Here is a 22,846-nt window from a genome sequence, read left to right on the forward strand (position 1 = left end):
GCGCCCGGTTCGTGCGCGGCGCAGCAATTCGGGGTCGACGCTCGTCTGCCGCCACCCTTTTGGAGAATGGCCAATGTTCAGGAACACACGCATCGCGACGGTGCTATTGGGAATCATCGCGATATTTTTCACCTTCCAGTTGGTGATCGGCGGCATGGGCTTCGTTGCCCTGCGGCAGACCAACCACGATGTCGAGCAGCTTTATCGCCTGTCGGCGCAACAGGTCAATGCGGTCAATTCCGCGTCGCTGTCGCTCGTTGCGGCCCGCACGGACCTGAGCCGCTACGCCACGCGCGTCGCGCAGGGCAACACCGACGACAAGAGCTCGCTCCAGGCCGCGCGCCAGCGCATCGTGTCGGCCGATCGCGCCTTCCAAGGGTTCTCCGGCAGCCTGTCCGCCGAGGAAAAGGCCGAGTCCGCCGGCATCATCGATGCCTACACCAAGCTCAGCACCAACCTGCAGAACGTGGGCCGCGTCCTTGAGGCTGGCGACATGGACGCCTACTTCAAGCAGGGTACGCAGGCCGTGCAGGAGCGTCTCGTAAGCGAGCGCGACGCCTTCGTGCTGCGTGCCGAGAGCACCGGGCAGACGGTCATGGATGAAATCTCCATGTTCCACACGCTGTTCAGTTCGCTGCTGGCCGGCATTCTGGCGCTGGGCCTGTTGATGGCCGTCGGCGCGCATGTGTTGATCCGCCGCATGATCGTGCGTCCGCTGCTGGAAGCGGGCGAAGTCTTCCGCCGCATCGCCGAAGGCGACCTGACGCGCCGCGTGGCGGATATGGGCAAGAACGAAATCGGCGCGCTGATCGGCGCCCTCAAGGCCATGCAGGACAGCCTGGTGCGCACTGTGTCGGCCGTGCGCCGCGGCGTTGACGAGATCAACGTCGGTGCGCGCGAGATTTCTTCGGGCAACACCGATCTGTCCAGCCGCACCGAAGAGCAGGCTGCGTCGCTCGAAGAAACCGCGGCCAGCATGGAAGAGCTGGCCACCACCGTGAAGCAGAATGCCGACACCGCACGCGAGGCCAATCGCATGGTGGCCGCGTCGCAGGCGGTTGCACAGCGCGGCGGCGAGGCCGTGTCCAGCGTGGTCGAAACCATGCATGCGATTTCGGGCAGCTCGTCGCGCATCGCCGACATCGTGGGCGTGATCGACGGCATTGCTTTCCAGACCAACATCCTGGCGCTCAACGCCGCGGTCGAAGCCGCGCGCGCGGGCGAGCAGGGCAAGGGTTTTGCGGTCGTGGCCAGCGAAGTGCGCACGCTGGCACAGCGCAGCGCCGCCGCCGCCAAGGAAATCAAGCAGCTCATCGAGGATTCCGCGCAGAAGGTCGGCGTGGGTTCGGAGCAGGTTGAAAACGCCGGCGCCACGATGCGCGAGATCGTCGAATCCGTGCAGCGCGTGACCAGCCTGATGGCCGAGATCTCGGCCGCTTCGGAAGAGCAGGCCACCGGCATCGACCAGGTCAACCGCGCGGTGTCGCAGATGGATAGCGTGACGCAGCAGAACGCGGCCTTGGTCGAAGAAGCCGCCGCTGCTGCTGGCGCCCTGGAAGAACAGGCGCGCCAACTGGCCGGCGCCGTGTCGGTGTTCAAGCTGCCGGAGGGACAGGTCATCGACGCGCCTGCTGCACGACTTGGCGGGAGCGTGACGCCGCAGTTGGCGTAAAGGCGCCACGGTGCGCCGGCCCGTCTCGCTAGAATGACGGATTGATCCGCACCGGTTGTCTTTCGTGACCCTCTACGACGTTCCCGCTCCCGCCAAGCTGAATCTCTTCCTGCACGTCGTGGGCCGCCGCGCCGACGGCTATCACCTGCTGCAAACGGTGTTCCGCTTCATCGACCTGTGCGACACGCTGCACTTCGATGTGCGGTCCGATGGCGTCATCAGCCGCGCCACCGATCTGCCGGGAGTCCCCGAAGACCAGGACCTCACCGTGCGCGCCGCGCGCGCCCTGCAGAAGGCCACGGGCACGCGCCAGGGCGCGCAGATCAGCCTTGAAAAGCGCATTCCGCAAGGTGGGGGCTTAGGCGGCGGATCGAGCGATGCGGCATCGGTGCTGATCGCCTTGAACAAGCTGTGGAACACGGGACTGTCGCGTCAGGAACTCATGGCGCTGGCGTTGCCGCTGGGCGCGGACGTGCCCGTCTTCGTCTTTGGACAGTCGGCGTTTGCGCAGGGAATCGGCGAAGATCTCACCGCCGTGACGCTGCCCGAACGTGCCTATCTGGTGGCGCAACCCGATGCCAGCGTGCCGACTGTTGGAATATTTTCCGCACCCGATTTGACAAGGGATACTTCTTACATCACAATAGCGGACTTTCTTGCTTCGCAAACATTTTTGCCAAGCGGATCCCTAGGGAAACACCCCGGCGGTGAACACCGAAGTGGTGAAACCCCAAGCGGATGCGCGCTTTACGGAAAAAATGATTTGGAGCCGGTGGTCTACCGTCTTTATCCTGAAGTACTTGGGGCATCGCGGTGGCTTGCTGAGCGGGGTCTCCCTGTTCGCATGTCGGGATCAGGCGCGTGTTTATTCGCCGAATTTTCCGAAACATCGCAGGCCGTTTTGGCAGAACAAGAAATTACCGCTATAATGCGCGGCGCTGATAAAACATTCAGCCAAACGCATCCACGGTTTCGGTTAGTGCAGGCATGTACTGGGTTAGCTGAACATCCGTTGCGGAATTGGATTGCAAGATAGTTGGGGAGTCGCCAAGCTGGTTAAGGCACCGGATTTTGATTCCGGCATGCGAAGGTTCGAATCCTTCCTCCCCAGCCAACCGAATACATAAAAAAGCTGTTGAACACGCCTGTAAGACACTGGCCCGGGTTCAGCAGCTTTTTTATTTTCCGGATTCGCTGGTGCAAGTTGAACGTGCTTGTCCAAGTCACCCCGGGTATCACCCCGCATCATTCGCATCAATCGTTAGTGTCTCAAACGACCATCGCATCATCCATCATGGCAAACGATAGCTTCATGATTTTCACGGGCACCGCCAACACTCGGCTGGCCGTGGACGTAGTCAACCACCTCGACATGTCCCTGGGAAAGATGACCGTTGGTCGTTTTTCGGACGGCGAGGTGATGGTCGAGATCAACGAGAACGTGCGGGGTAAAGACGTCTTCGTCCTGCAGCCCACCTGTGCGCCTACGAACGACAACCTGATGGAAATCATGGTGATGGTCGATGCCCTGCGCCGCGCGTCGGCCGGCCGCATCACCGCCGCGATTCCCTATTTTGGCTATGCCCGCCAGGACCGCCGCCCGCGTTCGGCGCGCGTGGCCATCTCGGCCAAGGTCGTGGCCAACATGCTGCAAGTGGCTGGCGTTGACCGCGTCCTGACCATGGACCTGCACGCTGACCAGATCCAGGGTTTCTTCGACATTCCCGTGGACAACATCTACGCCGGTCCGATCCTGCTGGGCGACATCTGGCGCCGCAATTTCTCGAACCTGGTCGTGGTGTCCCCGGACATCGGCGGCGTGGTTCGTGCCCGCGCGCTGGCCAAGCAGCTTGAAGCCGACCTGGCCATCATCGACAAGCGCCGTCCGCGCGCCAACGTGTCGGAAGTGATGAACATCATCGGTGAAGTCGACGGCCGCACCTGCATCATCATGGACGACATGGTCGACACCGCCGGCACGCTGTGCAAGGCGGCCCAGGCCCTGAAAGACCGCGGCGCCGGCGCCGTTTACGCCTATTGCACGCACCCCGTGCTGTCGGGCGGCGCCATCGACCGCATCGAAGCGTCGGAACTCGACGAACTCGTCGTCACCGACACCATCCCGCTGTCCGAGCAAGGCCAGGCCAGCGGCAAGATCCGCCAGCTGTCGTGCGCCGCGCTGCTGGGCGAGACCATCCTGCGTATTTCCAACGCCGAATCGGTCAGCTCGCTGTTCGTCGATTGACGCGTAGGCGTTGATCGGGCCACAGCCCACATTTGCAGTTCTTTGCGCCTCGCTGGTCGCGGCAAGGCGCAAACAAGCACGGCGCGCCCTTTGCGCGCCGTGAATTCAACCGGTGAAGTCTCTTCACCTTTATCGTTTCGGAGTTATCCATGAAATTTACTGCCACTGCGCGTAGCGTCCAGGGTTCGAGTGCGAGCCGCCGCCTGCGCCGCGCGGGCCGCGTTCCCGCCATTGTTTATGGTGGTACGGCTGCCCCCCTGAACATCGAACTCGACCACAACGAGATCTACCACGCGCTGCGCAAGGAAGAATTCCACGCATCGATCCTGCAAATGCAGCTCGAAGGCGCCAAGGATGAGCAAGTTCTGCTGCGTTCGGTTCAATGGCACGCCTACAAGCCGCAAGTCCTGCACGTGGACTTCCAGCGCGTTGACGCCAACCAAGCCCTGCGTACCAAGGTGCCGCTGCACTTCGTGAACGCTGAAATCTCGCCGGCTGTGAAGCTGAGCGGCGCCATCATCAGCCACGTGACGACCGAACTGGAAATCACCTGCCTGCCGTCGGCTCTGCCCCAGTTCATCGAAGTGAACCTGGCTGACGTCCTGGCCGGCGGTTCGATCCACCTGGCCGACATCAAGCTGCCCATGGGCGTGACGTACGTCCCCCACGGCGGTGAAGACAACCCCCTGCTGGCCGCTGCGGTCACCAAGGGTGGCGCTGCCGCCGCCGACGACGCCGAAGAAGCTGCTCCGGCAGCCTAAGTCCTGCAGGAAAGCCTTTGCGGCTTTCCCGCGGCTTACGCCCGAAACCCTGCGTGTGCATTTGCATGCGCAGGGTTTTTTGGTTTAAACACCCCCATCATGTCTACTCCCATACGCCTCATCGTGGGACTGGGTAATCCAGGTCCCGACTACGAAACCACCCGGCACAACGCCGGCTTCTGGCTGGCCGACCATCTGGCGGACGATCTGCGCACTTCTTTTGCGCTCGAGAAATCCTTTTTCGGCATGGTGGCCAAATCGCGCCTGGGCGCGGACAACGTCCTGCTGCTCAAGCCCAACACCTACATGAACCGTTCCGGCCAGGCGGTCGGCGCGCTGGCGCGCTTCTACAAGCTGACGCCCGAAGAAGTGCTGGTGCTGCACGACGAACTGGACCTCATGCCCGGTCAGGTCAAGCTCAAGCAGGGCGGCGGCCACGCCGGCCACAACGGCCTGAAGGACATCCAGGCTGCGCTCGGCAGCCCCAACTTCTGGCGCCTGCGCATCGGCATCGGCCATCCGCGCACGTTGGGCCTGGCGCAACAGGTCGCCGACTTCGTCCTGCACCCGCCGCGCCGCGAAGAGCAAAAGGAAATCGAAGCCGTCATCGACCGCTGCCGCGCCGTCGTGCCGTCCATGCTGGCCGGTGACTTCGCACTCGCCACCCGTCAGTTGCATAGCGGCAACGAGTCCTGATGACAAAACGCCAGCCCAACGGGAAGATGCGTTTTCGCAGCGAGATCGCCGACTTCTGGCGCTTCATCCGCCATCCGCATCCGCTGTCGCGCCTGCCGAACCGGGCAGGTGGCAGCGGGCTGGTCGCCGACTGGTGGCCGGGCATCGGACCGGGACGCCTCCTGGCCTGGGCCGCCGTGCTGTGGGTCATCAATCTTTTTGCGCTGGGGCCCGTGGCCGTCGTCGCGGCCGGACTGGGCGGCGTCTCGCATCGCCTGGATCCCCACAACATTCCGTGGCTGACCGCGGTGCTGTGGGCGCCGCTCGTCGAAGAAATGCTGTTCCGCTACGGCCTGCGCCGGCCGCGTCAGGCGCTGTGGCTGATTCCCGCTCTGGTGCCCGTCGTGCTGTGGGGGCCGAAGCTCTGGACGGGGCTGCTGCTGGCTGCGTTCATTCTGCTGGCGGTGTGGGGGCTGCGCGCACGCCCTGAGCCCCTGAAAGGCTGGGACACGAGCTGGCGCAGGTATTACCTGCAGCACTATGGCGTCGTGTTTCATCTGATCGCGCTGACGTTTGCGGCGGTTCACCTCACCAACTTCGTCTACAACAAGACCCCGTACTGGCTGCTGCCGCTGCTGGTGCTGCCGCAATGGCTGACCGGGCTGGTGCTGGGATGGATGCGCGTGCGGCGGGGCATCGGGGCGGCGATTTTGCTGCACTCGGTGTTCAATGCCGGGCCGATTTTGATGATCTGGCTCGTTATGCGCTACGCGCCGACGGCGGCCGGTTAAGTTTCGCTGCCGGGGCGCTCGGCGCCCGGCGCTCGGCGCCCGGCGCTCGACGCCCGGTCCGAACGGAGGCGGGCTGGGCTGGTCTGATGATGGCAATTCGCGGGCGCCGTTCTTAGGATCGCAGCGGGATCGCATCGAGGTCACTTCGGGGCCGCATCCCCCCTCCGCCCACACGGCGTCGTTTCGCCCCGCCGGGGTAAACTACGCCGTTAACGCTCAATACCGTACTTACACAGGATTCCCATGGCTCTGCAATGCGGCATCGTCGGCCTGCCCAACGTTGGCAAATCGACACTCTTCAACGCTTTGACCCGCGCCGGCATCGCCGCCGAGAACTATCCGTTCTGCACCATCGAGCCCAACGTCGGCGTCGTCGAAGTGCCGGATCCGCGCCTGCAGAAGCTGGCTGAAATCGTCAAGCCCGAACGCATCCTGTCCGCCACCGTCGAATTCGTCGACATCGCGGGCCTGGTCGCCGGCGCGAGCAAGGGTGAAGGCCTGGGCAACCAGTTCCTCTCGCACATCCGCGAAACCGACGCCATCGTCAACGTCGTGCGCTGCTTCGAAGATCCCAACGTGATCCACGTTGCCGGCAAGGTCGACCCGATCGCCGACATCGAAGTCATCGAAACCGAGCTGGCCCTGGCCGACCTGCAGACCGCCGAAAAGGCCCTGCAACGCCACCAGAAGACCGCACGCTCGGGCGACAAGGAATCGCAACGCATCGTCGCCGTGCTGGAAAAGTGCATCGCCCAGCTCAACGAAGCCAAGCCCATCCGCGCGCTGGACTTGACCACCGAAGAAAAGGCCGACATCGCCCAGCTCTGCTTCATCACCGCCAAGCGCGCGATGTACGTGGGCAACGTCGCTGACGACGGCTTCACCAACAACCCGCTGCTCGACCGCCTGACCGAATTCGCCGCCGCCCGCAACGCGCCCGTCGTGGCTATCTGCGCCGCCATCGAATCCGAAATCGTCGACCTCGACGACGCCGACCGCGAAGCCTTCCTGAAAGACATGGGCATGGAAGAACCAGGCCTGAACCGCCTGATCCGCGCCGCCTTCAAACTGCTGGGCCTGCAAACCTACTTCACCGCCGGCGTGAAGGAAGTCCGCGCCTGGACCGTGGCCATCGGCGCCACCGCGCCCCAAGCCGCCGGCGTCATCCACACCGACTTCGAACGCGGCTTCATCCGCGCGCAGACCATCTCGTACGAGGACTACATCACGTACAAGGGCGAGCAGGGCGCCAAGGAAGCCGGGAAGATGCGCGCGGAAGGCAAGGAATACATCGTGCAGGACGGCGATGTTATGAATTTCTTGTTTAACGTTTGATCTTTCTTCGTACGTTTGGATGCGCTGTTAAGCGCATGGCAGTCGCTCGGGCCGCGCCCGTGCGGCTGCATCCCAAGTGAATGGGGTACTCGCGGTGACCACTGCGAAGCGTCGGCATGACACTTCTATCTATTGGGCGCACATACATTGATCCAGGGCGGCAGCAACTGCACGCCTCTCGACCGCGATCCTCGGGATTGCGCAGCTCACCCAGAATTCTCTTTTCCGTTTACGTGTTCGACGACGTCTCTTCTATTCGTCGCGATTGCGTTCGCCTAGCCGAGCCTGCGCGCATTGCTCGCTGCGTCGTGGGAGCCTCGCCGAACAATCACGCAAAGCGAGGCCGGCTGTTCCCGGGCAGAGAAATATTGAACAATCACGGGAAGTGAATCGACCGGTATAGGCTCGTAAGAGACAATCGTGTCCGAGCCGCCATGATTCCAACCCAAGCAGACAACGGAGAGCCGAGCCCATCGGGCCGGCAGCCATGATGGATACTCAAGTGACAAGCATCGATGCAAACGTCGAGCGATTTATCAACGCACTCGAAGCGATGGGCGGTTCTGCAGGGAACCAACGGTTGCGCGACGCGCTGGGGTGGCAGGAATCCACTTATGAGAGCGTCAGGCAACAACTGCTTGATTCGGGGCGCATTATGCCTGGCCGTGGTCGGGGCGGCTCGGTAACCTTGGCCGCAGTCAGCGCCGCGAATGGTGAGGAAACCTCCGGGCAGGAGGTTCGTGAAGTGGCCTTGCAGTACGTGGTCAAGAAGAGGCGTGCCGGCTCTTCGTCTGAAAAGGATAGCGTCGCCCCTGCAACCCGCACTCCGCGTAATGGGGTTGTCAAAAAATCCGACCTCTATGCGTCCATCTGGGCCTCCTGCGACGAACTCCGCGGCGGTATGGACGCCAGCCAGTACAAGGACTATGTCCTGTTCATGCTGTTCATCAAGTACATCAGCGACAAGTACGGTGACAGTGATGACTTCGCACCACCCGTGATCATTCCGCCCGGCGCCTCGTTCCGGGATATGGTGGCGCTTAAGGGTAAGCCCGATATCGGGGACAAGATCAACACCCAGGTCATCCAGAAGCTGATCGACGCCAACACCAAACTGGCACGCAGCGACTTCCCGGACTTCAACGATCCGAACAAGCTCGGCGAAGGCGCGGCGATGGTCGAGCGCCTGGGCAACCTGATTGCCATCTTTGAAAAGCCCGAGCTGAACTTCGCCAACAATCGAGCAGACAACGATGATCTGCTCGGCGATGCCTACGAATACCTGATGCGCCACTTTGCGCAGGATTCGGGCAAGAGCAAAGGACAGTTCTACACGCCATCGGAAGTGAGTAGCATCATCGCGCAAGTGATTGGCATCTCGCACGCAAACACTAAAGGCTCTACCACCGCCTATGACCCGACATGCGGGTCGGGTTCGTTGCTGCTGAAGGTGGCCGCCGAGGCTGGCCGACGGATCACTCTGGAAGGACAAGAAAAGGATGTGACGACCGCCGGTCTGGCGCGGATGAACCTGATTCTGCACGGCTTCCCGGATGCCACGATCCTAAATGGCGATACGCTGGTGAACCCCAAGTTCAAGGACGACGAACAGCTGCGCGCCTACGATTACGTGGTCGCCAATCCACCGTTCTCCGACAAGAAATGGTCCACCGGCCTCAATCCGGCGAACGATCCCTATCAGCGCTTCGCGTGGGGTGAACCGCCCGCTAAGCAGGGGGACTATGCCTATTTGCTTCATGTCATCCGAAGCATGAAGGCCACCACCGGCAAAGGCGCCATCATTTTGCCGCACGGTGTGCTGTTCCGTGGCAATGCAGAAGCCCACATCCGCAGGCAACTGGTGCGCTCCGGCATGCTCAAGGGCATCATCGGCCTGCCCGCCAACTTGTTCTACGGCACTGGCATCCCCGCCTGCATCCTGGTATTGGACAAGGAAAACGCCAGCGCCCGGAAGGGTGTGTTCATGATCGATGCCAGCAAAGGCTTTATCAAGGACGGCCCCAAGAACCGCCTGCGCGAGCAGGACATCCACCGCATCGTCGATGCCTTCCGCCGCAGCGCTGACGAGCCGCGCTATGCCCGCATGGTGCCGCTGGACGAAATCGCCAGCGAGAAGAACGACTACAACCTCAACCTGCCGCGCTACATCGACAGCAGCGAGCCGGAAGACCTGCACGACATCGATGCTCACCTCAACGGCGGCATTCCCGAGCGCGACATCGACGCTTTTGCCGCCGATTGGCAGGAAATGCCTGGCCTGCGCCAGGCGCTGTTCGAGGCCGAGCGCCCCGGTTATGCGCGGCTGCGCCAGCCGATGGCCGAAGTGCGTTCCGTCATCCTCGCCCACCCGCAGTTCCAGCAATTCCGCAGCAAGGTCGAAACCTTGTTTGGCAAATGGCAGCAGGCCGTCATGCCGCTGCTTACCGGTATCCAACCCGGCGACAAACCCAAGGCGCTGATTGCGCAGGTCTCCGAAACCTTGCTCACCACCTTTCACGCTGCGCCGCTGCTCGACCCCTACGACATCTATCAGCACCTGATGGACTACTGGGCCGAGACCATGCAGGACGATGCCTACCTGATCGCCGCCGATGGCTGGGTGGCCCTGCCCCGGCGCATCGTGGAAACCGACAAGAAGGGCAAAACCAAGGACAAGGGCTGGACTTGCGACCTGCTGCCCAAGCCCTACATCGTCGACCGCTACTTTGCCGCTGAACAGGCAGAACTGGCGGCCAAGCAGGCCGAACAGGAAAGTCTCGCTAGCCAGATCACCGAGCTGGAAGAAGAGCATGGCGGCGAGGATGGCGCCTTCTCCGGCTTCGACAAAATCAACGTCACGCAGGTGAAGGATCGCATCGCTGAAATCTCAGACGATGCCGACAGCGCCGACGAAGGCGCCATGCTCCAGCAATGGCTCACTCTCAGCACACGGGAAGCCGCGTTGAAGAAAGCCGTCAAGATGCTGGACACGGAACTCGACCAGCAAGCCCATGATCACTACGCAACCCTCAACGAAGCTGAGGTCAAAACGCTGGTGGTGGAAGACAAATGGCTCGCGCGCCTGCAAGCGGACGTGCAGCAGGAACTGGAGCGCATCTCGCAGACCCTCGCCCAGCGCATTCGCGAGCTGGCTGAACGCTACGACACCCCGCTGCCGAAGCTGGAAACGGCCGTTGCCGCCCTCAGCGCCAAGGTGGAAGCACACTTGAAACGGATGGGGGCGACATGGAAGTGAAACCGGGGTACAAGCAGACGGACGTCGGGGTGATTCCAGAGGATTGGTCGGATGTAGAAATTACATCTGTGGCAAAACTTGAAAGCGGACACACCCCAAGTAAGAAGAATTCGAACTATTGGAACGGTGTCGTGCAATGGGTTTCGTTGCACGACACCGATGCTCTGAATTCCTTGGAGATATATTCGACCCAAAAAACCATCACTGACGATGGATTAAAGAATTCCTCTGCTCGCTTGCTGCCTGCTGGTACGGTTGTTTTTTCGAGAACCGCCACCGTAGGCAAATGCAGCGTAATGGCTACTGGGATGGCGACCAGCCAGGACTTTGCTTGTTACATTTGCGGCCCATCTCTGCATAATTATTTCTTGGTTTATCTGTTTCGAGGGATGGGGCATGTATGGCGTAGCCTGATGGCAGGCAGTATTCACAACACTGTTTACATGCCTGTGTTTAAGGCATTAAAGATTGCACTACCTCCGATTGAAGAGCAGTGCGCCATCGCCACCGCCCTCAGCGACATGGACGCGCAGCTGGATGGACTGGATCGCCTGATTGCCAAAAAACACGCCATCAAACTGGCCACCATGCAGCAACTCCTCACCGGCCAAACCCGCCTGCCGGGGTTCAGTGGGGCGTGGGAGGTGAAGCGGTTGGGGGAATTGGCACAGATTCAACGTGGCGCATCACCTCGTCCGATCGATAGCCCACGATGGTTCGATGAAAATTCGAATGTAGGCTGGGTGCGAATTTCAGATGTTACGAGTTCCGGTATGTATCTGGAACAAACAACTCAGCGACTTTCGCCTGACGGCGTCGCACACAGTCGTCCCGTAGATGGCGGCAATCTCATCATGAGCATCTGCGCGACGGTTGGTCGCCCCATCATCACCAATATCGACGTATGTATTCATGACGGATTTGTCGTATTCGAAAATATAAAAGCAGATAGGTCGTTCATCTATTACGTACTGAAATGGATTGAGCCTGACTGGTCAAAGCATGGACAAACTGGCTCTCAAATGAACTTGAATACTGGTCTTATCAATTCGACCACTATCAACTTGCCATCAACCGACGAACAAACCGCCATCGCTACCGTCCTTAGCGACATGGATGCCGAAATCACAGCCCTCGAAACCCGCCGCACCAAGACCCGCGCCCTCAAGCAGGCCATGATGCAAGAATTACTGACGGGCAGGACGCGGTTGATTGAGCCCGCGGAAAACCCTATCCAGGAAGAGGTGGCGAATACGGAAGGACGCAAGGCGAACGTCCATTTCCTGAGAAGCGTGCTGGCAGCCGAAATCATCGACCAGTTGCACGATCAGCCGACCTTTGGCCACGTCAAGCTCGAGAAGATGATGTTCCTTGCCGAACACCTGTGTCAGGTGGATACCGGCTCTACTTACCACCGCAAAGCCGCGGGCCCATATGACAACCGGGCTTTTCGCTCGATAGACAGTCAGTTGCAGAAGCAGCAATGGTTCGAGGCTCGAAAGCAAGAAGGCCGTTACCAATACGAGCCACTGGCGAAGCGTGGCGGTCACAAACCGTACTTCGAGCAACATTTCTCCGGAGTTAGCGAAACTCTTGAGAAGATTCTGAGCGCCTTCAAGACTGCTAAAACGGAGCAGTGCGAAATCGTCGCCACCTTGCTGGCGGCGTGGAGCGATTTGCTGCGTGAAAAAGGAACCGTCTCCGATGAAATGATTGTGTACGAAGTGCTGCACAATTGGCACGAAGCAAAGCAGCGGATACCTGAAGATCGTTGGCTGGTGGCGCTTGGCTGGATGCGAGAGAAAGGTTTTGTGCCGAAGGGAGCGACATTGCCATGACTGACAGGCCCGTCTCACTAATTCCAGCCCCACAAGGCTACGCCGACTGGCTGTCCGACCTGAAGGGTCGCATCCACGCCGCGCAGCAACGTGCGGCGCTGGCGGTCAACCGGGAACTGGTGAGCCTGTACTGGCAAATCGGCCGCGACATTCTGGCGCGGCAGGCCGAACAGGGTTGGGGGGCCAAGGTGATCGATCGGTTAGCGCATGATCTGCGCACGGCGTTCCCGGAGATGAAAGGTTTTTCGCCGCGCAACCTCAAGTACATGCGTGCGTTTGCCGAGGCATGGCCGGACGCCGAAATTGTGCAGCAGGCTGCTGCACAATTGCCCTGGGGTCACAACTTGGTATTGCTGGATCGCCTGAAAGCGTCAACGGAGCGCCTGGCCTATGCTCGCGCCGCCATCGAACATGGCTGGTCGCGGAATGTGTTGAACATCCACATCGAAACTCGCCTGCTGGAGCGCACAGGCAAAGCCGTTACCAACTTCGATCAGCGCTTGCCTGCAGCGCAATCAGATCTGGCGATTGAGTCGCTGAAAGATCCGTACCGCTTCGATTTTCTCGGCCTGGGCGAGGAGGCACAGGAACGCGAAATCGAGAAGGCGCTGGTGCAGCACGTCACCGATTTCCTGCTGGAGCTGGGTGCGGGTTTCGCCTTCGTTGGCCGGCAGGTGTTGCTGGACGTGGGTGGCGAGGAGTTCTTCATCGACCTGTTGTTCTACCACCTCAAGCTGCGCTGCTACGTGGTGATCGAACTGAAGGCAGGCAAGTTCAAGCCGGAGCACCTGGGACAACTGGGCTTTTACCTGACGGCGGTGGATCGGCAGGTGAAGCACGCGCAGGACAATCCGAGCATTGGCCTGTTGCTGTGCAAGAGCAAGAACAAGGTGGTGGCCGAGTACGCCCTGGGCGACAAGTCGCAGCCGATGGGCATTGCCGAATATAAGTTGGTGGAGTCCCTGCCGCAAGAGCTGCAAACCAGCCTGCCGACGATCGAACAGATCGAGCGAGAGCTGGGTAAGCCGATGGATGATGGATCCGAGGAATGATGTAATGACCCAACCCATGCCGCGCTCCGAGCGCAACAGCCAAAACCGTGTCGCGCGGCTGTTTACCACCCCATTGGCCGACGGCGGCATGGGCTACCAACACCTGGGCAACTGGAGCAAGCGCGACCACAACCGCGCCATCGAAACCGAGTTGCTGCGCGCCAATTTGGCTGCTCGCGGGTACTCGCCCGCTCACATCAGCGCCGCCTTGCAGAAGCTGGAAGTCGCGGTTGATGTTACCGGCATCACGCCATACCAGGCGAACCTGCGCACCTACCAGTTACTTCGCTATGGCGTGCCGGTGCAGATCGCGGCGGGCCAATCGCATGAAACAGTGCAGTTGATCGACTGGGCGCTGCCCGAGCGCAATCACTTCGCGTTGGCTGAGGAAGTGACGCTACGAGGCGGGAGCACCCGTCGGCCGGACATCGTTCTGTACATTAATGGTTTGGCAGTGGCGCTGATCGAACTCAAGCGCAGCTCGGTTGACGTGGGCGACGGTATCCGCCAGTTATGGAGCAATCAGGAGGAAACCTTCAATCAGGGCTTCTTCAGCACAGTGCAGTTGCTGCTGGCGGGCAGCGATGCGCAAGGTTTGCGCTATGGCACCACCGGTACACCTGAACAGTTCTTCGTGCAGTGGAAGGACGAACAACCGCCGGCCATGGCAACGGCAGGGGCGTTGCTGGATCGCCCATTGACCCAGATGTGCGAGAAGGCGAGGTTGCTGGATTTGATCCGAAACTTCGTGATCTTCGATGCGGGCTTCAAGAAGGTGCCTCGCCAACACCAATATCAGGGTATCAGCGCGGCTCAGGCCCGCATCGCCAAGCGCGAAGGCGGCGTGATCTGGCATACCCAGGGCAGCGGCAAAAGCATTCTGATGGTGTTGCTAGCCAAGTGGTTGCTGGAGCATGATCCGCAGGCCCGAGTTTTGGTGGTGACGGATCGGGACGAGCTGGACAAGCAGATCGAAGGGGTGATGCGCAACGCGGGTGTGATCGGTGCGGAGTCCGCCTCACCGCGCATTACCTCGCGGGCAGACTTCGTGCAGAAACTTGGCGCTACCACGCCGCGTCTGCTGTGCGCGCTGATCCACAAGTTCGACGCCGCGGACCTCAGTGGCGATCCGCCTCCAATTCACGGGAGCTTTTATGTGTTTGTGGACGAGTGTCACCGCACGCAGGGCGGCAACATGAACAAGCAGATGAAGCGCTGGCTGGCCGATGCCATCTTCATCGGCTTCACCGGGACGCCCTTGCTGCGCAAGGACAAGCAAACAACACGCGATGTGTTCGGCACCTATATCCACACCTACAAGTTCCATGAAGCCGTGGCGGACGAAGTGGTGCTGGACTTGAAGTACGAGGCACGAGATGTGCCGCAGCGCTTGACGTCAAGCAAGGCCATCGATGCTTGGTTTGAGAAGAAGACGCGTGGTCTGAACAAATTCCAGAAGTCCATCTTGCGCAAGCGCTGGGCGACCATGGAAGAGTTGATGAGCGCCAGGGAACGCAAGGACCGCATCGTCGCCAATATCATCGAGGACTTCAGCCTCAAGCCACGACTGGACAGCAATCGGGGTACGGCCATCTTGGTGGCTGCCTCGATCTACGACGCCTGCCACTATTTCAGGTTGTTCCGGAACACGCACTTTGGCTCTCACGTGGGCGTCATTACGTCGTTCGAGCCCAACCCGGCGGCCATCTCAAGAGAGTCGTCGGGTAGCGATGAGCGCTACAAGTACGACACCTACAAGCAACACGTGTTGCGCGACGGTCAGACCACCAAACAGTACGAAGACGAGACCAAGCGCCGGTTCATCGAGGAGCCGGCCAGCATGAAGCTGCTGATCGTCGTCAGCAAGCTACTTACGGGTTTCGATGCGCCAAGTTGCACGTACATTTATCTGGACAACGAACTGCACGACCACAACTTGTTCCAGGCGATTTGCCGCACCAATCGGCTCGATGGTGCCGACAAGGATTACGGTCATATCGTCGATTACAAGGAACTGTTTGGCGACGTGCAGCGAGCGATCGCCGTCTACAGCTCGGATGAATTGGATATCGACGCCGGCGATGGCGGCGACAACAACGTTCATTTGAAGAATTGGCTGGAAGAGGGTCGTAAGCAACTGGACGATGCCCGAGAAGCGCTGCATTACTTGTGCGAGCCAGTGGAACAGCCGCGCGAGTTGGAGCAGTTCCTGCATTATTTTTGCGGCTATGCCGGTGATCCGGAGGCGCTACTCGAAAGCGAACCGCTGCGCATCGCGTTTTACAAGGCGGTGGCTACCTTTCTACGAGCCTTCGCGGCCATCGGTCAAAACCTGTCCGAAGCGGGTTACCTTGACAGCGAAGTTGAAACCTTACGACGCGAAGCGGATTTCTATGCCGAGGTGCGCTCGGCCATCAAGCATTACAGCGGTGAAGAGTTGGACATCAAGCCTTTCGAGGCAGACATGCGCCATCTCATCAACACCTACATCCAAGCAGATCCGGCAGAGGTGCTGGGTGAATTGGCAGAGCTGTCGCTGACCGACCTGATCATCAAGACCGGCATTCACGATGCGATCGCAAAGAAGATCAACGAAAAAGGAAAGCTGTCGAAGAATGCCATTGCGGAAACCATCATCAACAATGTCCGCAAGACCATCATCCGTGATCGCCTCACCGATCCGCGCTTTTACGAGCAGATGTCCAAGTTGCTTGATGATTTGATTCAACAAAGCCGCGAAAGCACAGAGGCGTATGAAGATTTTCTTCGCAATGCCGAAGCGTTAGTGAAAAAGGCTCACGAGAAGCAGCATGACACTGAAGAGCCCGCCATCCTGCGCGGGAATGCCCCTGCTTTACTCATTTACCGAAATCTGCCGGACATCGTGTCCAATGATGTCCAGGCTCCGGATAGCGTCCTCAATGAACCGTACCCCGTTTACGGTGACCCATTGAGCGCGCTAGCGTTGAAGATCGATCGACTGATGCGGGACGAAGCGCCTGCGAGTTGGCGGGGCGACGAAGCAAAGGAACGTATCGTGCAGAACATTCTGTACCCGTTGACTGGCCGTGATCGAGCGGCAACGCTCAAACTGTTCGAGCTGCTGAAAATGCAGCCAGACTATTGATGGCTGGGGCTTAATGGCACAAAAGCGCATCCGTGTGGGTGAGGTGGACATCAACATCACATTTAAGGCGGTGAAGAATGTTCATCTTTCAGTTCATCCACCGGAGGGTGCGGTGACCCTCGTGGCGCCAACCGGCACGCGGCTCGAAGTGGCGCGTGCCTTTGCCATTTCCAAACTGCGCTGGATTCGCCAGCAGCGCGCTCAATTGCAGAATCAGGCGCGTGAAGCGCCTCGTCGGTTTGTGACAAGGGAAAGCCATTACGTTTGGGGGCGGCGGTATCTACTTGAAGTGGTTGAGCGCGATGCGCCGCCTGTTGTGAAATTGGACCACCGGCGCATCACGCTATATGTGCGCCCTGGAACCGACGCAGGCAGCCGCGAAGCCGTGTATCAAGCGTGGCAGCGATCCTTGTTGCACCAGGTGATTCCCGATTTTATAGATCAGTGGGAACGACGGATCGGGGTAAAGGTGAAGGGATATTTCCTGCAGCGCATGAAGACCAAATGGGGCAGTTGCAATAACGTGCGCGCGCATATCCGGCTCAATACGGAATTGGTCAAGAAGCCTCGTGATCTGCTTGAGTACGTGATCGTGCATGAGATGATCCATCTGATCGAGCCGACGCACAATGAGCGCTTCATCGCTTTGCTGGATAAGCACTATCCCGCGTGGCGAGAGGCTCGGGCAGAGATCAATGCACTGCCTCTCGCGTAATAGCCGGGTGGCGCGAATTAGCACTACCCGCCCCGATCCCCCGCCGCCCGCACAAAATTCTCCTCCAACACACTCAACACCCGATTCAGCGTATCCACATCCGCTGCTGACAGCCCTTTAAGCGACTCCTCAAAAAACTGAGCCCGCTTCGGCAACGCCTCATTCACCACCGCCTGCCCGGCAGCGGTCAACGTCGCGTTCGTCAACCGGTTATCGTCCGCATCCACCGCCCGCGAAATCCACCCCAGCTTCTGCATCGCCTGCAACTGGCGCGTCAACGAAGCCGGATCCAGCCGGCAGCGCTCGGCCAGATGCTTCTGCGAGCACTGCCCGTTCTCATGCAGCGCCAGCAATATCCGCCACCGCGGCAACGCGTGACCCACCTTGCTGCTGAAGGCGCTCTGCATCACGCGATACGTTTGGCCCATGTGCTGGATGACTTGAAGGCCTTGTTGTTGTTTGGGCAAAAGCTACTCTCCGACGCCGGCGGGCTCCGGTTTGGATGGCCGGACCAGTTGCACCAGGGGCACGCGCCGCACGCACCAGAGTGCGAAGACGGCGACGGCGAGGGCGATGAGTTGCCCTTCATGGATGGCGCCCACCAGCGCGATGCGCGCGATTTCGATGAGCGACGTTCCGTCCTGGCCTTGATGGGCCAATTGTGCCAGGAACTCGGTCTGGGCCGCCGGGTTGACCAGCATCTGCGGGTCGTTGAGCTTGGGCAGCCACTGCGCTGAAGCGCCGCGCAGGGTGGATTCGACGCCGCTGAAGTAGCTGTGGCTGACCATGGTGCCGACGACGGCGGTGCCCAGCATGCCGCCGATCATGCGCAGGGATTGCAGAAGCGCGGTGGCGATGCCCAGGTGGCTGCGGCCGGCGGTCTGCTGGGCGAAGACGGTGAGGTTGGGCATGATGAAGCCCATGCCCAGGCCGGCCATCGTCATGTAGGCGCCGATCAGCAGGTGCGACGTGTAGCTGTGGGTCGTGACGATGCCCAGGCAAGAGAACGCCATGAGGATGAAGCCGGCGTACAGCATGCGGTTGGGATTGCGGATGCGCGTGATGATGCGGCCGTTGACGATGCTGCCGACGGTGATGAAGACGACCATGGGCGTGATGAGCAGGCCCGCCTGCTGGGGCGACAGCCCGAAGCCGCCTTGCAGAAGCAGGGGCGCGTAGAAAAGCAGGGAATACATCGTCACGCCGACCAGCAGGGCCAGAGTGAAGAGCATGGCCAGGCCGCGGTTGCGGAACATATCCAGGGGCAGGAGCGGATGTGGGCAGCGGCGTTCCCACCAGATCAGGGCAGCGAAGGCGGCGATGCTGCCGGCGCCCAGCATTACAAGGGAAGGCGTGAAGCCGTCCTTGGGCAGGAGTTCCACGAGCAGCTGCATGGTCCCCAGCGCCACGGCGATCAAGATCGCACCCTGCCAGTCCAGCCGGACCTTGCCCGGACTCTGGTTGCGCAGGTGCGGCAGGTAGCGGGCGACGAACCACAGGCCCAGGATGCCGATGGGCAGGTTGACGTAGAAGACGGAGCGCCAGCCGTAGTGTTCCGTCAGGGCGCCGCCAAGCGTGGGACCGACCGCGTTGGCGATGCCGAAGGCTGCGCTGAGCATGACTTGCCAGCGCAGCCGGACGTGGGGATCGGGGAAGAGATCGGGAATACAGGCGAAAGCGGTGCCGACGAGCATGCCCCCGCCGATGCCTTGCAGCGCCCGCGCCAGCACCAGTTCGAGCATCGTGTCGGCGGCGCCGCACAGGACCGAGGCCAGGGTGAACAACACGATGGCGGCCACGACGAAGGGTTTGCGGCCGTAGTAGTCGCCCAGCCGCCCGAAGATCGGCACGGTGATGACGGACGTCAGCAGGTAAGACGTCGCTACCCATGCATACAGTTCGAAGCCGCGAAGTTCCGCCACAATGGTGGGCAGCGCGGTGCCCACCACGGTCTGGTCGATGGCGACCAGCATCATCACGAAGCACATGCCCAGCATGGCCAGCAGGGTTTGCCGGAAGGGCAGCATCTGGCCGGGCGAGTGTGGAGAAGTGGGGGCGGGGGCGGTCATTGTTGGACGCATCAATAATTGATAGATCAATCATTCTAGCCCTACAATCCGCCGGTCAGGAAGCCGTCAGCTTGGCCGATCCCGCTGATCGGCCTGATTTGTTACGATAGCGGTTATCTGCACGCTGGGTTACCGGCGTCTTCAGCAGGCCTTCCTCGGTAGCACCTTCCTTTGGCGCCCATGCCGCAGGCTCGGCAGGAGCGAGGACACGCCCTGAAAGGCAAGCCTCTGAATGGCAAGTCGGTCCAGGCAAGTCCGTCAAGGCAAGCCCGGCAAGGCAAACCTGACAGGCAAGCCCAGGATTGCAGACAGTTCAATAGGCCAGCGGTCTTCCGCCGGCAACGCACCTTCCCCGCGCGTGGCGCGGTGGGTGGTATCAAGGATTTCCAGTCGAGGTACCGACGGGGCAGCAATGAAAACGTGGTTCAAGCGCATTTTGATAGGCCTGGTAGTGTTGGTTGTCGTGGCCGTCGTCGGCCTGGCCATCTTCTTGCTGACATTCGACCCCAACGCGTACAAGTACAAGCTGGAAGAGCTTGTCCAGGAACGCTATCAACGCACGTTGACGATCGACGGCGAAATCGAGCTATCGCTCTTCCCGCGGATCGGCCTGTATGTACAGGGCGTCTCCCTGTCCGAACCCAATAGCACGGACACGTTTGCCTCCATCGAGAGCACGCGCCTTGCCGTAGCCGTGTGGCCGCTGCTGTCCAACAGCTTTGTCGTGGACCACGTTGCCATCAGCGGGCTGAAGGCGCGCGTCGTGCGGGACAAGCAGGGCCAATTCAATTTCAGCAATCTGGTGGGCGGCACGCAGCCGGTCACCGATTCGCCCAGCAACCCGGCCGAAGCCTTGGTTGGCGCGGCCCAGACCGCGGCGCAGGCGATCACCAGCGGCAACCTGCCGCCGACGCGCAACAACATGCAGATCGACATTGCCGGCCTGGACCTGAAGGACGGCGAAGTGCAGCTGCAGGACGCGATAACGGGCATGGCGGTCGCGTTCACGCGCATCAACGCCAACACCGGCCGCGTCACGTTCAACCAGCCGTTCGATGTGCGCATGACGGCGCGTGTCGAAGGCGGCTATCCGCGCGTGGATGCCAACCTGACCGGCCAGGCGCTGCTGACGCTGGACCCTTCCGCCAAGCGCTATGCCGCACAGCGGCTGGACCTGCGCATGGACGGCAAGCTGCCGGGCGCCGAGGCCAAGAGCCTGGTGATGCGCGGCAACCTGGCGTTCAATGGCCAGAAGTCCGCGTTGGACGTCGGTGGTCTGGAACTGCTGTTCCAGGGCGACGTGACCGAACCCTCGGTCAAGGCGACCAATGTGGAAGCCAGCGTGGCGATCCCCAAGCTGGCGATCGATCCGCACAAGAGCCAACTCCAGATCGAAAAGCTTGCCGTGCGCGCCAAGGGCGGCGTGGTTGATGGCCCCTTCGAACTGGCCGTCGATGCGCCGGCGCTCAATATTTCCCCCGCGTCGGCTACCGGCGAAGCCCTGACGGGCCGGGTGCGGATCAGCGGCCTGGATGCCAGCTTCGGCCTGAACGGCATCAGCGGAAACGCCGGCGAACTGGATATCAAGGAAGCCAAGCTGGACAGCACGTCCAAGAAGGGCGATCGTGTGGTGAAGCTGAATTTCGCGTCACCGCTCAGCCTGAACCTGCTGATGCGCAGCGGCGCCATGTCGGCGTTGCGTGGCGACGTGAACATCACCGATCCTGGCCTGCCCAAGGGCAGCCTGCAGATTCCGGTGATCGGCAGCCTGACGGTGGACCTGCTCAAGGATCAGGCCACCAGCAAGATCAATGCGGTGCTGGAAGGCGGCAAGTTCGATCTCAGCGCCGACATCACGAAGCTGACCGACACGCCGCAGATGAAGTTCGCGCTGGTCGTGGACACGCTGGATCTGGACAAGCTGGTGCCGCCCGTGGTGGCCGCGCCGCCCAAGCCGCCCGCGGACGGCAAGAAGGACGACAGCAAGCCCGCGCCGGCCCCGGCCCCCGCCGCACCGGTCGATGACACGATCAACCTGTCGGCGCTGGTCGGCCCCAGCGTCAACGGCACGCTGAAGGTCGGCAAGCTGGTCGTGCGTGGCCTGAAGGCCGACGAAGTCTCGGCCTCGGTCAAGCTGGACAAGGGCAAGCTCGACATCTCCGACCTCGCGGCGGGCCTCTACGGCGGCAAGCTGGCGGGGGCGCTGTCCGTGGACGCGGCGCAAGGCAATCAGATCGCCACCAAGATGACGCTGGCCGGCATCGCGATCGAACCGCTGCTGGTGGATCTGGCCAAGCGCAACGTGCTGAGCGGCACGGGCAACCTGACGCTGGACCTGAAGACCGGCGGCGCCAACGTCTACGCGATGAAGAGCGGCCTGGGTGGCACGCTGCAATTGAAGCTGCGGGATGGCGCCGTGAAGGGCATCGATCTGACGCAGACGTTGCGCGACCTGAAAGCCCGCTTCTCGCCGGATGCGCAGAACGAAACGGTGGCTGCGGACACGGGCAAGCAGACGCAGTTCTCGGAACTGGACGCGGACTTCGCCATCGCCAAGGGCATTGCCACCGTCAAGCGCCTGAACTTCGTGTCGCCGCTGCTGCGGGTCACGCAGGGCGAGCCGGCCAGCATCGACTTCGTCAAGAGCGAGCTGGATCTGGTGGCGCGCGCTCGGGTCATCAACCCGGCGGCGAATCCCGATGGCAAGGAACTGATCGACCTGAAGGACGTGACCATTCCCGTCCATTTCAAGGGCCCGTTCGACAACCCTTCGTACACGCTGCTCTGGAAGGACGCCATCGGCGGCATTCTGAAGCGCAGCCTGGAGAACAAGCTCAAGGAAGCGGTCTCCGGCAAGGGCAAGAGCGGCGCCGCGGTGGACAAGGCCTTGAAAGGATTGCTGGGCAAATGAGCGCAGAACAGTTCCAGCCGATCGCCGAATGCGGCGTGACGACACAGGCGCAAGCGGCCGGCTATCACCGCCAGTGGCTGGTGGCCAATGATTCGGGGCAGTGGTTGAACCGCGAGCTGTGCCCTCGCCTGGCCGAGGTGTCGGTGGAGCTGCGACTGGGTTATCTGGTGCTGAAGGCGCCGGGCATGCTGCGCATGGACATTCCGCTGGACGTGATCGAAGACGACGACAGCGTGCGCTACAGCATGATGGTGGGCGAGCAGACCATCGACGTCGTTGACGAAGGCGAGCTGGCCGCGGCCTGGATCTCGAACTTCGTGCAGGTGCCTTGCCGCATCATGAAGGTGCACCCGGACACGCCCGTGTCAGCCTGGCCGGCCTGAAAGCGGCCAGCGCCGG

At 61.1% G+C, this 22,846-nt stretch carries 16 protein-coding genes and 1 tRNA gene; 15 read left to right on the forward strand and 2 right to left on the reverse strand.

Annotated features, from left to right (window positions below):
* Positions 1–73 precede the first annotated feature (73 nt).
* From HV681_RS07880 to HV681_RS07940, 13 genes are all read left to right on the forward strand, one after another.
* Positions 74–1,672 (forward strand): methyl-accepting chemotaxis protein, encoded by a 1,599-nt coding sequence (locus HV681_RS07880; protein WP_175122541.1) that lies wholly within the window; start codon positions 74–76, stop codon positions 1,670–1,672.
* A 64-nt stretch (positions 1,673–1,736) separates the two neighbouring features.
* Complete coding sequence (gene ispE / locus HV681_RS07885) at positions 1,737–2,708, forward strand: 4-(cytidine 5'-diphospho)-2-C-methyl-D-erythritol kinase (RefSeq protein ID WP_175122542.1); 972 nt, start codon at positions 1,737–1,739, stop codon at positions 2,706–2,708.
* Position 2,709: 1 nt separating this feature from the next.
* Positions 2,710–2,786: transfer RNA gene (locus HV681_RS07890), tRNA-Gln, on the forward strand.
* Between the two features lie 180 nt (positions 2,787–2,966).
* On the forward strand, positions 2,967–3,917 hold the full coding sequence (locus tag HV681_RS07895) for a ribose-phosphate pyrophosphokinase (protein WP_006227587.1): 951 nt from the start codon (positions 2,967–2,969) through the stop codon (positions 3,915–3,917).
* A 149-nt stretch (positions 3,918–4,066) separates the two neighbouring features.
* Positions 4,067–4,678: a 50S ribosomal protein L25/general stress protein Ctc gene (locus HV681_RS07900; RefSeq protein WP_175122543.1), complete on the forward strand. Its 612-nt coding sequence runs from the start codon at positions 4,067–4,069 to the stop codon at positions 4,676–4,678.
* A gap of 99 nt (positions 4,679–4,777) precedes the next feature.
* The gene (gene pth, locus HV681_RS07905; protein ID WP_175122544.1) at positions 4,778–5,374 is read left to right on the forward strand and encodes an aminoacyl-tRNA hydrolase; all 597 of its coding nucleotides are present in this window, start codon (positions 4,778–4,780) and stop codon (positions 5,372–5,374) included.
* Complete coding sequence (locus HV681_RS07910; RefSeq protein ID WP_175122545.1) at positions 5,374–6,144, forward strand: CPBP family glutamic-type intramembrane protease; 771 nt, start codon at positions 5,374–5,376, stop codon at positions 6,142–6,144. Before pth ends, HV681_RS07910 begins: the two co-directional genes overlap by 1 nt.
* 243 nt (positions 6,145–6,387) lie before the next feature.
* Complete coding sequence (ychF, locus tag HV681_RS07915; RefSeq protein WP_175122546.1) at positions 6,388–7,479, forward strand: redox-regulated ATPase YchF; 1,092 nt, start codon at positions 6,388–6,390, stop codon at positions 7,477–7,479.
* A gap of 487 nt (positions 7,480–7,966) precedes the next feature.
* Positions 7,967–10,735 carry a type I restriction-modification system subunit M gene (locus tag HV681_RS07920; protein WP_254594916.1) on the forward strand — a complete coding sequence of 923 codons (2,769 nt, stop codon included), beginning with the start codon at positions 7,967–7,969 and terminating at the stop codon, positions 10,733–10,735.
* Positions 10,726–12,573, forward strand: a complete 1,848-nt coding sequence (locus HV681_RS07925) for a restriction endonuclease subunit S (protein WP_175122547.1) — start codon at positions 10,726–10,728, stop codon at positions 12,571–12,573. The genes HV681_RS07920 and HV681_RS07925 overlap by 10 nt, the downstream gene beginning before the upstream one ends.
* Positions 12,570–13,625 (forward strand): PDDEXK nuclease domain-containing protein, encoded by a 1,056-nt coding sequence (locus HV681_RS07930; RefSeq protein WP_175122548.1) that lies wholly within the window; start codon positions 12,570–12,572, stop codon positions 13,623–13,625. The genes HV681_RS07925 and HV681_RS07930 overlap by 4 nt, the downstream gene beginning before the upstream one ends.
* Before the next feature lie 4 nt (positions 13,626–13,629).
* A complete protein-coding gene (locus HV681_RS07935; RefSeq protein WP_175122549.1) occupies positions 13,630–16,752 on the forward strand; it encodes a type I restriction endonuclease subunit R in 3,123 nt (1,040 codons plus the stop codon).
* Between the two features lie 13 nt (positions 16,753–16,765).
* Positions 16,766–17,467, forward strand: a complete 702-nt coding sequence (locus HV681_RS07940) for a M48 family metallopeptidase (RefSeq protein ID WP_175122550.1) — start codon at positions 16,766–16,768, stop codon at positions 17,465–17,467.
* A gap of 23 nt (positions 17,468–17,490) precedes the next feature.
* Here the strand turns inward: HV681_RS07940 and HV681_RS07945 are convergent, their stop codons facing one another.
* Together HV681_RS07945 and HV681_RS07950 are read right to left on the reverse strand one after the other, a co-directional pair.
* A complete protein-coding gene (locus HV681_RS07945; RefSeq protein ID WP_175122551.1) occupies positions 17,491–17,934 on the reverse strand; it encodes a MarR family winged helix-turn-helix transcriptional regulator in 444 nt (147 codons plus the stop codon).
* A gap of 3 nt (positions 17,935–17,937) precedes the next feature.
* Complete coding sequence (locus tag HV681_RS07950; RefSeq protein ID WP_175122552.1) at positions 17,938–19,536, reverse strand: MDR family MFS transporter; 1,599 nt, start codon at positions 19,534–19,536, stop codon at positions 17,938–17,940.
* Between the two features lie 412 nt (positions 19,537–19,948).
* Between HV681_RS07950 and HV681_RS07955 the strand changes: the two genes are divergently transcribed.
* Both HV681_RS07955 and HV681_RS07960 read left to right on the forward strand, forming a co-directional pair.
* Positions 19,949–22,447 carry an AsmA family protein gene (locus HV681_RS07955; protein ID WP_175122553.1) on the forward strand — a complete coding sequence of 833 codons (2,499 nt, stop codon included), beginning with the start codon at positions 19,949–19,951 and terminating at the stop codon, positions 22,445–22,447.
* Entirely contained in the window at positions 22,444–22,830 is a 387-nt protein-coding gene (locus HV681_RS07960; protein ID WP_175122554.1) for an MOSC N-terminal beta barrel domain-containing protein, read from the forward strand. The genes HV681_RS07955 and HV681_RS07960 overlap by 4 nt, the downstream gene beginning before the upstream one ends.
* The last annotated feature ends 16 nt before the right edge of the window (positions 22,831–22,846 follow it).

It is taken from the genome of Achromobacter animicus (assembly GCF_902859585.1).
Taxonomy (GTDB): domain Bacteria; phylum Pseudomonadota; class Gammaproteobacteria; order Burkholderiales; family Burkholderiaceae_B; genus Achromobacter; species Achromobacter animicus.

What these genes read in the sequence shown, in the direction of transcription:
- HV681_RS07925 (WP_175122547.1), top strand. Translation starts at nt 10,726, where the DNA reads ATGGAAGTGAAACCGGGGTACAAGCAGACGGACGTCGGGGTGATTCCA.
- HV681_RS07895 (WP_006227587.1), top strand. Translation starts at nt 2,967, where the DNA reads ATGGCAAACGATAGCTTCATGATTTTCACGGGCACCGCCAACACTCGG.
- pth (WP_175122544.1), top strand. Translation starts at nt 4,778, where the DNA reads ATGTCTACTCCCATACGCCTCATCGTGGGACTGGGTAATCCAGGTCCC.
- HV681_RS07935 (WP_175122549.1), top strand. Translation starts at nt 13,630, where the DNA reads ATGACCCAACCCATGCCGCGCTCCGAGCGCAACAGCCAAAACCGTGTC.
- HV681_RS07920 (WP_254594916.1), top strand. Translation starts at nt 7,967, where the DNA reads ATGATGGATACTCAAGTGACAAGCATCGATGCAAACGTCGAGCGATTT.
- HV681_RS07955 (WP_175122553.1), top strand. Translation starts at nt 19,949, where the DNA reads ATGAAAACGTGGTTCAAGCGCATTTTGATAGGCCTGGTAGTGTTGGTT.
- HV681_RS07930 (WP_175122548.1), top strand. Translation starts at nt 12,570, where the DNA reads ATGACTGACAGGCCCGTCTCACTAATTCCAGCCCCACAAGGCTACGCC.
- ychF (WP_175122546.1), top strand. Translation starts at nt 6,388, where the DNA reads ATGGCTCTGCAATGCGGCATCGTCGGCCTGCCCAACGTTGGCAAATCG.
- HV681_RS07880 (WP_175122541.1), top strand. Translation starts at nt 74, where the DNA reads ATGTTCAGGAACACACGCATCGCGACGGTGCTATTGGGAATCATCGCG.
- HV681_RS07940 (WP_175122550.1), top strand. Translation starts at nt 16,766, where the DNA reads ATGGCACAAAAGCGCATCCGTGTGGGTGAGGTGGACATCAACATCACA.
- HV681_RS07960 (WP_175122554.1), top strand. Translation starts at nt 22,444, where the DNA reads ATGAGCGCAGAACAGTTCCAGCCGATCGCCGAATGCGGCGTGACGACA.
- HV681_RS07910 (WP_175122545.1), top strand. Translation starts at nt 5,374, where the DNA reads ATGACAAAACGCCAGCCCAACGGGAAGATGCGTTTTCGCAGCGAGATC.
- HV681_RS07950 (WP_175122552.1), bottom strand. Translation starts at nt 19,536, where the DNA reads ATGACCGCCCCCGCCCCCACTTCTCCACACTCGCCCGGCCAGATGCTG.
- HV681_RS07900 (WP_175122543.1), top strand. Translation starts at nt 4,067, where the DNA reads ATGAAATTTACTGCCACTGCGCGTAGCGTCCAGGGTTCGAGTGCGAGC.